The organism is Agromyces cucurbitae (assembly GCF_058349945.1).
In genome coordinates, this window is the sequence record NZ_JBYRES010000001.1 from 1,362,516 (window position 1) to 1,375,664 (window position 13,149).

Annotated in this window: 9 protein-coding genes; 6 read left to right on the plus strand and 3 right to left on the minus strand. The window is 70.7% G+C overall.

Annotation, left to right across the window (positions count from 1 at the left end):
- Positions 1-5: 5 nt before the first annotated feature.
- Positions 6-947: a carbohydrate ABC transporter permease gene (locus AC3RJ6_RS06315; protein WP_491426068.1), complete on the minus strand. Its 942-nt coding sequence runs from the start codon at positions 945-947 to the stop codon at positions 6-8.
- Entirely contained in the window at positions 947-1,771 is an 825-nt protein-coding gene (locus AC3RJ6_RS06320; RefSeq protein ID WP_491426236.1) for a carbohydrate ABC transporter permease, read from the minus strand. The genes AC3RJ6_RS06315 and AC3RJ6_RS06320 overlap by 1 nt, the downstream gene beginning before the upstream one ends.
- A gap of 321 nt (positions 1,772-2,092) precedes the next feature.
- Between AC3RJ6_RS06320 and AC3RJ6_RS06325 the strand changes: the two genes are divergently transcribed.
- From AC3RJ6_RS06325 to AC3RJ6_RS06345, 5 genes are read left to right on the plus strand one after another with little or no spacing between them, the layout of a single operon-like run.
- Positions 2,093-3,748 carry a glycoside hydrolase family 13 protein gene (locus tag AC3RJ6_RS06325; RefSeq protein WP_491426069.1) on the plus strand — a complete coding sequence of 552 codons (1,656 nt, stop codon included), beginning with the start codon at positions 2,093-2,095 and terminating at the stop codon, positions 3,746-3,748.
- Entirely contained in the window at positions 3,745-5,862 is a 2,118-nt protein-coding gene (locus AC3RJ6_RS06330) for a DUF5054 domain-containing protein (protein ID WP_491426070.1), read from the plus strand. Before AC3RJ6_RS06325 ends, AC3RJ6_RS06330 begins: the two co-directional genes overlap by 4 nt.
- On the plus strand, positions 5,859-7,004 hold the full coding sequence (locus tag AC3RJ6_RS06335) for a metallophosphoesterase family protein (RefSeq protein ID WP_491426071.1): 1,146 nt from the start codon (positions 5,859-5,861) through the stop codon (positions 7,002-7,004). The genes AC3RJ6_RS06330 and AC3RJ6_RS06335 overlap by 4 nt, the downstream gene beginning before the upstream one ends.
- Positions 7,001-8,161 carry a glycoside hydrolase family 27 protein gene (locus AC3RJ6_RS06340; RefSeq protein WP_491426072.1) on the plus strand — a complete coding sequence of 387 codons (1,161 nt, stop codon included), beginning with the start codon at positions 7,001-7,003 and terminating at the stop codon, positions 8,159-8,161. The genes AC3RJ6_RS06335 and AC3RJ6_RS06340 overlap by 4 nt, the downstream gene beginning before the upstream one ends.
- Positions 8,158-10,323, plus strand: coding sequence for an alpha-N-acetylglucosaminidase (locus AC3RJ6_RS06345; RefSeq protein WP_491426073.1), 2,166 nt, complete (start codon positions 8,158-8,160; stop codon positions 10,321-10,323). The genes AC3RJ6_RS06340 and AC3RJ6_RS06345 overlap by 4 nt, the downstream gene beginning before the upstream one ends.
- Positions 10,324-10,386: 63 nt before the next feature.
- Here the strand turns inward: AC3RJ6_RS06345 and AC3RJ6_RS06350 are convergent, their stop codons facing one another.
- The gene (locus AC3RJ6_RS06350; protein ID WP_491426075.1) at positions 10,387-12,312 is read right to left on the minus strand and encodes a glycoside hydrolase family 5 protein; all 1,926 of its coding nucleotides are present in this window, start codon (positions 12,310-12,312) and stop codon (positions 10,387-10,389) included.
- 195 nt (positions 12,313-12,507) lie between these two features.
- Between AC3RJ6_RS06350 and AC3RJ6_RS06355 the strand changes: the two genes are divergently transcribed.
- Positions 12,508-13,131: a VOC family protein gene (locus AC3RJ6_RS06355; RefSeq protein WP_491426076.1), complete on the plus strand. Its 624-nt coding sequence runs from the start codon at positions 12,508-12,510 to the stop codon at positions 13,129-13,131.
- The last annotated feature ends 18 nt before the right edge of the window (positions 13,132-13,149 follow it).

Here is a 13,149-nt window from a genome sequence, read left to right on the forward strand (position 1 = left end):
GGCGGCTATTTCACGCTCCCCGCGGTGAGCCCCGACTGCCAGTAGCGCTGGAGGTAGAGGAATGCCGCGGAGATCGGAAGGACGGTGAGCAACGATCCGGTGATCACCAGGTTCGGGATGGGCACGGTGCCGACCGAGGTCGACGCCGACGCCCATTGGTTGAGGCCGACCGTGAGCGGGTACCACTCGGGGTCGCTCAGCATGATCAGCGGGAGGAAGTAGTTGTTCCAGGTCGCGACGACCGCGAACATGAGCACGGTGATCAGCGCCGGCGCGAGCTGGCGCAGCGAGATCGAGAAGAAGATGCGCAGTTCGCCCGCACCGTCGAGGCGCGCCGCTTCGAGCAGCTCGTCGGGAATCGCCTCGGCCGCATACACCCACACGAGGTAGAGCCCGAAGGCGCTCACGAGCGAGGGGATGATGACCGCCCAGGGCGTGTTCGTGAGGCCGAGCCCGCTGAACATGAGGAACTGCGGCACGGCGAGCACCGAGCCGGGGATGGCGAGTGCGCCGAGGATGATGGCGAACACGGCGCGCCGGCCGGGGAAGCGGTACTTCGCGAGTCCGTATCCGGCGAGGGTCGCGAGCAGGGTCGCGCCGCCCGCGCCGACGACGACGTAGAGCAGCGTGTTCGCGAACCAGCGGGCGAACTCGCCGTCGTTGTAGGTGAATACCTCGACGATGTTGTCGACGAGCGCGAAGTCGGGCGCGAACCAGAGTGCGAACGTGTCGTAGAGGTCGGAACGGCTCTTGGTCGCGTTGATGACGAGCCAGAACAGCGGCACGACGCAGTAGAGCAGCATGAGCAACATGAGCGCCGTCAGGGTGATCGAGGCGCGGCGGTTGCGGGGGCTGCGGCGCGCGGCCGCGCGGCCGGCGAAGGGGAGGCGCCCGCTCGCGAGACGGCTCGGACGACGACCGGCGGTGGTGATCGATTCGGTGGTCATCAGCGCTTCTCCTGCTTGTTGCCCGTCGACTGCGCGAAGTACGCGACGACCATCGTGATGAGGCCCGAGACGATCGCGATCGCCGCGGCGTAGTTGAACTGCTGGCCGGCGAACGACAGGTTGAACGCGTAGAGGTTCGGCGTGAAGTAGCTCGTGATGAGGTTCGGTGCGATCGACTGCAGCACGGCCGGTTCGTTGAACAGCTGGAAGCTGCCGATGATCGAGAAGATCGTCGCGACGAGGATTGCGCCGCGGATCGAGGGGATCTTGATCGCGAAGATCGTGCGGAAGGCGCCCGCGCCGTCGATCTCGGCCGCCTCGTAGAGCTCCTGCGGCACGGCCTTCAGCGCCGAGAAGAAGATCAGCATGTTGTAGCCGACGAACTCCCAGGTCACGATGTTGCCGATCGCCGGCATGATGTAGCTCTCGGAGAGCGGGGCGGGCAGTGAGATGCCGAGCCAGTGCTCGAGGTCGGCGACGAGCCCGAACTGCGAGCCGTACATGTAGCCCCAGATCATGACGGCGACGACGCCCGGAACGGCGTACGGCAGGAAGATGCTGAGCCGGTACAGCGGCACGAACCGCAGGCGCGCACTGTCGAGCGCGAGGGCCACGAAGAGCGCGAGCCCGAGCATGATCGGCACCTGCACGCAGAGGAAGATCGTGACCCGGATCGTCGCGTCCCAGAACTTCGGGTCGGTGAGGGCGAGGGCGTAGTTCTCGAGCCCGACGAAGTGGTTCCCTCCGACGAGGGTCTCCCGGAAGAGGCTGAGGAAGATCGCGTAGGCCAGCGGGGCGATGAGCACGAGTGCGAACACGAGCATGAACGGCCCGACGAACCACCAGCCGGCCCAGTCGCGCCGCGTCCGTCGCCGGCTCGTCCTCGACGCGTCCGAGCCGGGTGCGACACGGCTCGCGTACGTCGCATACGAGACGCCCGCGGGCGGCTCCGCCTTCGCGTGCACCGCGGTCATCGGCGGCCTGCTCTCGCACCTCGGGCGGGTGACGTCTTCGTCATGCGCGATCGCACTCCTTCGTGAATGTTTGCGTTCCCAGTGGAGTATACGGGAGGATCATGTTTACGCAAACAGAAATCCTCGGGCCCATGGCCGGGCGCGAGGATCGTCTTCGAAGAGGAGGGCCCGATGTCGAACGGCACGGTGCAGGAGGCGGGGGCCGGGCTACCGCCTCCCGGTCGATCCGCCGGCGACGAATGGTGGCGCTCGGCAGTGTTCTACCAGGTGTACCCGCGCTCGTTCGCCGACTCCGACGGTGACGGCATCGGCGACCTGCCGGGCGTCACCGCTCGGCTCGACGCGCTCGTCGAACTCGGCATCGACGCCGTCTGGCTCTCGCCGTTCTACACGTCGCCCCAGAAGGACGCCGGGTACGACGTCGCCGACTACTGCGACGTCGACCCGCTGTTCGGCACGCTCGCCGATTTCGACTCGCTCGTCGCCGCGGCGCACGCCCGAGGCGTCCGTGTCATCGCCGATCTGGTGCCCAACCACTCCTCCGACCGGCACCCCTGGTTCCAGGCCGCCCTGGCCGCTGGCCCGGACAGTCCCGAGCGTGCCCGTTACCTCTTCCGGGACGGGCGCGGGCCCGGTGGCGACGAGCCGCCCAACAACTGGCAGTCGGAATTCGGCGGCCCCGCCTGGAGCCGCGTCGTCGAGGCCGACGGCGCCCTCGGCCAGTGGTACCTGCACCTGTTCGACTCGTCCCAGCCCGACTTCGACTGGAGGAACGACGACGTGCGCGACGAGTTCCGCCGCATCCTGCGGTTCTGGCTCGACCGTGGTCTCGACGGCTTCCGCGTCGATGTGGCGAGCAGCCTCGTCAAGGCGGAGGGCCTGCCCGACCACCACCCGGAAGCCGATGGATTCGCGCCCTTCGACGGCCAGCCCGAGGTGCACGACGTCTTCCGCGACTGGCGCGCGATCGTCGATGAGTACCCGGGTGATCGCGTCCTCGTCGCCGAGGCCTGGATCAAGCCGCTCATCCGCCGGGCCGACTGGGTGCGGCCCGACGAGATGCACCAGGCGTTCAACGACCTCTTCGACGTCTGGGATGCCGCGGCGCTTCGCCGCGCGATCGACGAGGCCCTCGCGGCGTATCCGTCGGTCGGCGCCCCGGCGACCTGGGTCGCATCGAACCACGACTCGATCCGGCCCGCGACCAGGCTCTCGATGACGTCCGCGCAGCGGGAGGGCGGCCTCGGGCCGACCTCCCCGGGCGTCCCCGAGTACGCGGACGCGCTGCCTCGGGCACGGGCGCTCGCGCTGCTCATGCTCGCCCTGCCCGGCTCGGCGTACCTCTACCAGGGCGAGGAGCTCGGCCTGCCCGAGGCGACCGAGATCCCCGGTGCGGCACGGCAGGACCCGACCTTCTTCCGCACCGGCGGTGCGCAGTACGGCCGCGACGGGTGCCGCGTGCCCATCCCGTGGGAGGCCGAGGCGCCGTCGTACGGATTCGGGCCGGGCTCCGCGTCGTGGCTGCCCCAGCCGACCGCCTGGAGACGGCTCGCCCGGGATCGCCAGCGGGTCGACCCCGGCTCGACACTGAACCTGTACCGACGGGCGCTCGTGGCCCGTCGAACGCACGCGCTCGGCGCCGGTGACCTCGACTGGATCGACGACCACCCGCCGCACGTCGTCGCCTTCCGCAACGGCGACATCACCGTGCTCGCGAACACCGGCGGCGTCCCTGTGCCGCTGCCGCCCGGCGAGGTCCTCCTCGCCAGCGACCCGCTCACCGCCCGTATCCTCGAACCCGACACCGCAGTTTGGATGACCGCATGACCCCCACCCCCGACGTCCGCACGATCCAGGACGTCCGCACGATCCACGTCGTCTTCAAGACCCACCTCGACCTCGGCTTCACCGACACCGCCGCGAACGTCACCGATCGCTACGTGCACGAGTACCTCCCGCGCGCGATCGCCCTCGCAGAGGAGCTCGAACGGCGCGGCGGCCCCGCCCGATTCGTCTGGACGACCGGCTCGTGGCTGATCCACGAGGCGCTCCGCCTCGGCCGCGCGGATGAGCAGGATGCGCTCGAGCGGGCGATCCGTGCGGGCCACGTCACCTGGCACGCGCTGCCCCTGACCACCCACACCGAGCTCATGGACGCGGGCCTCGTCGAGCACGCCATCGCGATCGGCCGCAAGCTCGACGCCCGGTTCGGCCACCGCACGACCGCCGCGAAGATGACCGACGTCCCGGGCCACACCGTCGGTCTCGTGCCGTTCCTGGCGCGCGCCGGCATCGAGTACCTGCACCTCGGCGTCAACGGCGCCTCGGCCGTGCCCGAGGTGCCCGAGTTCTTCGTCTGGCGCGCACCCGACGGCAGCGAGGTCGTCGTCAACTACGCCCGCAGCTACGGGGCGACCGATCTCGGGCTCGCGGTCGTGCCGGGCGGCACCGATGCGCTGCACCTCGCGCACACCGGGGACAACTTCGGCCCGCCCCCGGTCGAGGACGTCGAGGAGCTCTTCGCCCGCCTCCAGACGGAGTACCCGGATGCCCGAGTGGTCGCCTCGACGCTCGAGGCGTTCAGCGCCGGAGCCGTCGCGGTGCGCGAGAGCCTGCCGGTGCTCGAGCAGGAGATCGGCGACTCGTGGATCCACGGCGTCGCAAGCGACCCGGTGCAGACCGCCCGGCTGCGCGCTCTGCTGCGGCTGCGTGCCGAATGGGTGGCCGCCGGCGCACTCGTCCCGGGTACGGAGGAGTGCGACGCGTTCGGCGACGGCCTGCTGCTCGTGCCCGAGCACACCTGGGGCGAGGACCTGAAGACCCACCTGCCCGACTACGTGAACTACGAGAAGGCCGACTTCCGGCGCGCCCGTGCAGCCGACGTGATCGACCCCGCGTCGAACCCCGCCGAGTTCGACGAGTACGCCTGGGCGTACACCGAGCACCCGAGCACGCACGGGCTGCGCTACTCGGCGTTCGAGGCATCATGGGCCGAGCAGCGGGCCCATCTCGACCGGGCGCTCGCGGCCCTCTCGCCCGAGCGACGCGCTGAGGCTGAGGCGGCGATCGCCGAGACCCGGCCCGCCGACCACGACGGCGCGGGCGCGGCGGCGGTTCCGATCGACCCTGCGGGCGAGCACGTCGTCGGCGCCTACCGGGTGCGCTTCGGCACCGACGGCGCACTCGTCTCCCTCGTCGACGCCGACGGCACCGACTGGGCGGGTTCCGACCATCCGCTCGCCGCCTATCGCTACGAGACGTTCGACGAGCGCGACGAGGCCCGATGGGTGCGAGAGTACTGCCGCGACCTCGACGAGCACGCGTTCTGGGCGGTTCCCGACCAGTCGAAGCCCGGGCTCGCGATCGCCGAGACCCTGCCGGCGACGACGTTCGCGCCGCGCGTCGAGGCGGCCGAGCGTTTCGATCATGCCGACGCGACGGCCGTCGTGCTGCGGCTCGGCCTGCCCGCGGCGGCCTGCGAGAACTGGGGCGGGCCCCGCGACATCCGGCTCGCCTACCGGTTCCCGGCCGTAGCCGGGCCGATCACGATCACACTCGACCTCCGCGACAAGGACGCCTCCCGGCTGCCCGAGGCGGGCTGGCTCGGCTTCCGCCCGCGCACCGAGCCCGGCGACTGGCGGCTCACGAAGATCGACACGCCCGTCGACCCGCAGCAGGTCGTGCGGAACGGCAACCGCAACCTGCACGCCGTCGCCGAGGTGACGCACACCGCAGAGCGGACCTTCTCGCTGCGCCCGCTCGACGCGGCACTCGTCGCGGTCGGCGGCCCCGCGCTGTACCGGTTCGACAACGCGGTGCCCGACCCGGACGACGGCCTCCACGTGAACCTGCACAACAACATGTGGGGCACGAACTTCACGATGTGGTTCGACGACGACCTGCGATTCCGGTTCACCCTCGACCTCGGGGGCGTTCGATGACCGAGCCGCTCGTGACCAGTCCGCCCGTCGTGATGGCGCCGCGTGCCGACGGGTTCGAGGTCGTCTGGGGCGTGAGCCGGCTCAGCCGGGGTCGGGTCGAGTGGGAGGCGGCCGACGGCACGCGGGGCACGGTGACCGCCGACGCGTTCGGCATGGTGCCGCAGGGCGACCGGGTGCTGCGCGTGCGCATCGCCGGCCGGCCTGCGGGCACCTCGCTGCGGGTGCGCTCGGTCACCGAGGCGGTCGCGGCGCCGAACGAGCGCCACGAGAGCGACTGGAAGCCCGTGCGCACCCTCGATGCGGCATCCGACCGAGCGCGCTTCGCCGTGTGGAACGACACCCACCAGGAGGACGACACGCTGCGGGCCCTGCACGAGGCGACCCCCGAGGTCGACGTGCTCGTCTGGAACGGCGACCTCTGCAACGACTGGAAGGATCCGTCGTGGTTCACCTCGACGGTGCTGAACCCGGCCGGCCTCGACGTCAGTGCGGGGCGCCCCCTCGCGATCGTGGTGGGCAACCACGATGTGCGCGGAACCTGGGCGTACCAGCTCGAGGACTTCGTGGCGACGCCCGAGGGGCGGCCGTTCACCGCGTTCCGCATCGGGCCGGTCGCCTGCATCGTGCTGCACACGGGCGAGGACAAGCCCGACGCCCACCCGACGTTCGAGGGGCGCGTCGCCTTCGAACCGCTGCGCGCCGAACAGGCGGACTGGCTGCGCGAGGTCACCGCTCGTCCCGAGCTCAGGGATGCCCCGTACCGGGTCGTGTTCTGCCACATCCCGCTGCGCTGGATCGATGAGCGCGTCGTCGACTACGACGACGAGGGCTACGACTGGTTCAGCAGGATGAGCCGGGATGCCTGGCACGATGCGCTCGTCGAATGGGGCGCCCAGGTCGTCGTCTCGGGGCACACGCACTACCAGACCTGGATGCCGGCGACCGAGGAGTTCCCCTACGCGCAACTCATCGGCGGCGGGCCCGATGCCGACGTGACGAGCGACGAGGCGGCTGCGTGGATCGACGGCGAGGCGAACGCCGACGAGCTCGTGCTCACGATGCGCGACCTCGCCGGCACGGTACTGCAGGAGGCGCGGCTGGCGCCGCTCGCGGCGCCGGACGCGACGGAGACGGCCGAATGACCGACGAGCGGGCGCCCGGCGCCCTCGCCCTCACCCCGCCGATGGGCTGGAACAGCTGGAACCAGGTGCGTTGCGAGGGACTCACCGAACGGGTCGTGCTCGAGGCGGCGTCAGCCCTCGTCGAGCGGGGGCTGGCCGACGCCGGCTACCGCTACGTCGTCGTCGACGACTGCTGGCAGGGCGGCCGCGACGAGTCGGGCCGGCTGGTCGCCGATCCGGCGCGATTCCCCTCGGGCATCCCGGCGCTCGCGGCGCAGGTGCACGAGCTCGGGCTGCGCTTCGGCATCTACGCGGTGCCCGGTGCGCAGACCTGCGCGAATTACTACGACGACTACCCCGGCCTCGGGCTGGGCAGCTACGGCCACGAGCGACTCGACGCCGAGACCTTCGCCGAGTGGGGCGTCGACTACCTGAAATACGACTGGTGCCGCGCCGAGGAGACCACGCCCTACAGCCGGCCCGAGGCGTTCGCGCTCATGCACGGCGAGCTCGCCCGGCTGCGCCGGCCCATCGTGTACGCGATCTCGGAGTACGGCGAGGGCGAGCCGTGGCGCTGGGCGCCGCCGATCGCCAACCTCTGGCGCACGACGGCCGACATCGACGCCACGTGGCCGTCGATCGTGTCGATCATCGACCAGCAGGCCGGGCTCGGCGAGTTCGCACGCCCCGGGGCCTGGAACGACCCCGACATGCTGCAGTTCGGCAATGGCGCGCTCACCCTCGCCCAGAACCGCTCGCACTTCGCGATGTGGTGCATGCTCGCGGCGCCGCTCTTCCTCGGCACGAACGTCGCGGCGCTGCCCGACGAATTCGTCGCGGTGCTCGTCAACGCCGAGCTCGTCGCGATCGACCAGGACGCCCTCGGACGCCAGGCTCGCCGGGTCGCCGACGGCGAGTCGGGGCAGGTCTGGGTGCGCGAGCTCGCGGGCGGCGAGGTCGCGGTCGCACTGTTCAACGAGACCGCCGCGCCGATGCGCATCACCGCGTCGTTCGAACTGCTCGGCCTGCCGCCGGAGTGGGTCTCGGCCGTGGCGCGCGATGCCTGGAGCGGCGGTGAGCGGCGTCTGCCCGCGGCATCCGTCTCGGCCGAGGTCGCGGCGTTCGACACGATGGTCTACCGGCTGCGCCATGACGGCCTGACGGCGCCCCGCCGATGACGCGAGGCGACCAGCCGGACGCCACGGCATCCGTGCCCGAGACACCGCCCGGGTTCGACGCGGCGCGCGGCGCCCTCGAACGTCTGCTCGGCGAGAGCGCGAACGCGTTCGACCTCGTGCGGGTGCCGCTCGGGTCGGGCGACCGCTACGTCGTCGACTCGATCGGCGGGCGCATCACGATCTCGGCGACGAGCCCCGCCACGGCAGTGACCGCCGCCACCGCCTACCTGGCGCAGATCGGCCGGTCCATCTCGTGGAACGGGCACAACGTCGAACCGGGGATGCCGCTGCCCCCGCCGACCGCGCCGATCGCGGCGTCCGCGAACGTCGCCCACCGGTACTACGGCAACGACACGGAGGACGGCTACACCGGGCCGTACCGCACCTGGGACGACTGGCAGCGACAGCTCGACGAGCTCGCCGCGCTCGGGTTCAACGAGGTGTACGTCCCCGTCGGAACCGAGGCCGTGTATGCCGAGATGCTGCAGCGGTTCGGATACTCGTCCGAGGAGCTGCTCGCCTGGATCCCGCTGCCCGCGCATCAGCCGTGGTGGCTGCTCCAGAACATGGCGGGGTTCCCGTCGGGCATGACCCCCTCGCTGCTCGCACGACGGGCGGCGCTCGGGCGCAGGATCGCCGACCGGCTGCGGGAGCTCGGGATGACTCCGGTGCTGCCGGGGTACTTCGGCACCGTGCCCGCGGACTTCTCGACGCGCAACGTCGACGCGCGCGTCGAGCCGCAGGGCGACTGGGTGGGATACGAACGCCCCGGCTGGCTCGACCCGAACTCCCCGGCCTTTCCACGCGTCGCGGCCGCGTTCTACGAGGCATCGGCGAGCGTGCTGGGTGCGGCCGGCGCGTACAAGATGGACGTGCTGCACGAGGGCGGGCGCCGGGGCGACGTCGACGTCGCCGGCGCCGTCCGCGCGATCGAGCACGCCCTGCAGGCCGCCAACCCCGGAGCCCGGTGGATCCTGCTCGCGTGGGAGGGGAATCCCTCGAGCGAGGTGGCGGCGGCGCTCGATCGGCGGACCAGCTTCATCGTCGACGGCCTGTCCGACCGGTTCGACGACGCGAGTGGGCCGCACGCCGCCTGGCGTGACGTTCCGCACGCCTTCGGGACGATCTGGAACTTCGGCGGCCACACGACGATGGGTGCCGAGATCGCGACCTGGAACCGACGCTACGACGAGTGGCGTGGGGACCGAGCGAGCATGATGAACGGCATCGCCGCGATGCCGGAAGGCGGGCTCAACAATCCGGTCGCCCTCGAGTTCTTCGCCGGGCTCGCCTGGCGCGGCGGCGTGCCCGACCTCGGCGGCTGGTTCGACGACTGGACGCGCCGTCGCTACGGTCGCGACGACCCCGACCTGAAGGCGGCGTGGCGACTGCTGGCCGAGACGGCCTACACGCTGCCGGACAACACGGTGTTCAGCGAGGCGCACGACGGACTGTTCGGCGCGACCCCCTCGCTCGACGCGGCGTTCGCGGCGACGTGGTCGCCGCCGACGCTGACCTACGACGTGGGGCGCTTCGCGGAGGCGCTCGGACGGCTGCTGGCGGCCGCCCCCGCCGTCGGCGATCGCGAGACCTACCGGTACGACCTGATGGATGTCGCCCGCCAGGTCGTCTCGAACACCTCCAGGGTGCTCCTGCCGAGGTTGCGCAGTGCCGTCGTCGCACGGGATGCTCCGCGATTCCGACGCCTCGCGGCCGAGTGGCTCGGGAACATGGACCTGCTCGATGAGATCGTCGGCACTCGACCGCTGATGCTGCTCGGCCGATGGATCGCCGATGCGCGTGCTGCGGCGGACGACGTCGCCGACGCGGATCGATTCGAGTTCGACGTGCGATCGATCATCACGACCTGGGGCGAGTGCAACGCCGTGCGTGCGGGGCTCAACGACTACGCGAACCGCGAGTGGCAGGGGCTCGTCGGCGGCTATTACAAGGGCCGCTGGGCCCGGTTCTTCGACGGCCTCGTCGCTGCGATGGAAGGCGGGGTCGAGCCCGCGCCGATCGACTGGTGCGCCGTCGGCGCCGAGTTCGTCCGCTCCACCGACGTGTCGACGTTCCTCATCGAACCGCAGGGGGACATCGTACGTCTCGCTGCGAGCGCGCTCAGTGCTCACGACCGGGCGTCCGACGACCGTCACGGCTGACCCGGCGAACACGACGAAGGGGCCGGTGCGCGTCGCACACCGGCCCCTGTTGCTCTGCGCCGCTCAGCTCAGCGGCTTGCAGAGCAGCGCGTCGGGCACGCCGCCGTGCATCCAGCGATACGTGAAGGCCACGCCGGCGATGTACTCGGTGTCCTTGCACTGGCCCTTGTAGTTGCCGGGCGCCCAGTCGCTCGCGGTCGAGCCGCCGCCGGCCGGGCGGTTGTCGCCGTGGTCGAACCAGATCAGGCGGCCCTGGCTCGCCGGCAGCGCCGTGGTGCTCGTCGCGCAGACGAGGTTCCACATCGCGGCCTTGGTGCCGCCGCCGGTGCCCAGGCTGTAGCCGACCGCGACCTCGCCGGGGTTGCACTGCAGCTTGTCATAGCCGGAGGCCCAGTCGTTCGTGATGTTGCCCTGACCGCTCTGCACGCGCGGGTTCGAGGTGGCGATGCCCCCGACGTCGGTGCAGAGGCCGCGGTTGGTGCCCCGTGCGATGCCCTGCAGTCGCTGGCTGTCGGGACAGGTGCCCTTCCACTGACCGGGCGACCAGTCACCCGCCTGCAACATGCGCAGGGACGACTGGCTGTCGACGAAGCTGCCGCTGCCGATCATGTTCCAGCGGGTCACGGATGCCACGGGGCCGGTCTTGCCGTTCGCGTTCACGAGCTTCGTCCACTGCGGGTAACGCCAGTCGTCGGCGATGCTGAGTTTCGTGCCGTCGGGCTTGTAGGCGAGCAGCGCATAGCCGTCGGCGAATTTGCCCGCGGCGTCCGCCTGGGCGACGAGCGGCCACGCCGCGAAGTCGCTGTCGTTGGCCGCGAGGATGTCGGTGAAGTTCGTCCACCAGGCCTTGTCGAGCGCGCCGGTGTCGGCGGCGTGGCCGATGCCGAACTCGCTGAACCACACGGGCGCGGTGTAGTGCTGGCCTGCCGTGGTGACGTAGGCGGCGGCCCTGTCCACCTCGTCGACGAGTTCGCTCTGGGTGAGGTCGCGGTAGCGGGGGTCGGTGGTCTCACCGAGGCCCGTCGCGCCCGTGTGCTTCGGCCCGGTGTAGGCGTAGATGTGCGCGGAGTAGACGAGCTTGTCGGGGTACGGGAGAGCGTTCGAGAGGTTCGCGACGGGCTTGAGGTGCGGGCGGTCGTGGAAGGTCAGGTCGGTCGGGATGCCCTGCCAGTTGATGCCCTCCATGATGACGAGCACGTCGGGGTTCGCCTGCTGGATGGCGATGCCGGCCCGCTGGTAGGCCTGATAGAGGTCGTGGGCGTCGCCCCAGCCCCAGTTCGCGTCGTTCAGGATGTCGCGCCGCACCTCGTTGCGCAGGTCCATGCCGACGACGCGGGGGTTGTCCTCGTAGCGCTCGGTCAGCATCACCCAGTCGCTGATCCACTTCTCGGTGGTCTGGCTGCTGTTCCACCGCTCGTTGCCGTCGTTGGTTCCGCAGCACCAGCGCGAGGTGGTGGTGTGGTCGTTGAGGATGACGGCGAAGCCGTCGGCCGTGAGCGCCGCGACGACCGCGTCGAAGACCTGCAGCGGCGTCTTGCCCTTCAGCTGGGGGTTCGCCGTCACCGCGACGTCGGGCACTGGCGCCGTCATCCCGAGCATCTCGTTCGAGTACGACAGCCGGATGCTGTTGAGCCCGAGCCCGTGGAAGTCGCTCATGAGCGTCGCCATCGGCACGCGGTCGAGCCCCATGGGGATGTCGTAGCTCATGCCGCTGTTGTGGTTGGCCGGGTCGTTCTTGTCGCCGCTGCCGTTCCAGTGGCCCTGTGCGCCGTCCCAGTTGGCCGACTCGAGCTTGAACCGGTCGCCGTCGGCGTCGACGATGTACCGGCCCCTCGTGCTCAGCGGCGCTGTCCACGAGGCCGCGAGCTGCGGCCCGGTGAGCTGGGCGATGGGTGCCGACTCGGTCTCCGCGTGCGCGGGGACGACGGTCGAGACGGCGAGTGCCGCGGTGACCACGGCGACCGCGAGCGTCGCGATGCGACGATGCATTCGAACCTCCCTGTTCGTTTCTCTCCGCGTCGTCACGGGGTCGGGCTGCACTCGCGGCGACGCCTGGCGGTCGCCATGCTATGGGCGCGCCATTCGAAATGTCAACGTAAACATGTTTGCGTTGCCAGAATCGACGCGAGCATCGGTCAGGATTCGAGAAGCGCCCGTGCCTGCCCCGCTCGTAGCGTGATCGACATGTCAACCATCGAATCCATCACCATCGACGTCGACGACCCCGCTGCCGCCGACCGCTTCTACACCGACGCGCTCGGCCTCGACGGCCGTCTGCGCACCCGGCTCGCCACCGAGCCGTCGACCGGCTTCCGCGGGTACACGCTGTCGCTCGTCGTCGCGCAGCCCGGCAACGTGCAGGCACTGTTCGACACGGCCGTCGCCGCCGGAGCCACCGTGCTGAAGCCCGTCGCCAGGTCGCTCTGGGGCGTCGGCGCTTCGGTGCAAGCACCCGACGGCGCGATCTGGAAGTTCGCGACCTCGGCCAAGAAGGACACCGAGCCGGTCCGTCGCGACTTCGAGCGACTCGTGCTGCTGCTCGGCGTCGACGACGTTCCCGCGAGCAAGCGCTTCTACGTCGAGCACGGTTTCTCGGTCGGCAAGAGCTTCGGCAGCTACGTCGACTTCGAGACGCCCGGCAGCCCGATCGGTCTCGGACTCTACAAGCGACGCGCCCTCGCGAAGGACGCGGGCGTGCCCGAGGAGGGAACCGGCTCGCACCGCCTCGTCATCGCGAGCGGCGACGGCGCATACGCCGATCCCGACGGCTTCGCGTGGGTCCCGGTCGCCGCGACCGCCGACGCCTGAACACTTCGGTACGCCACG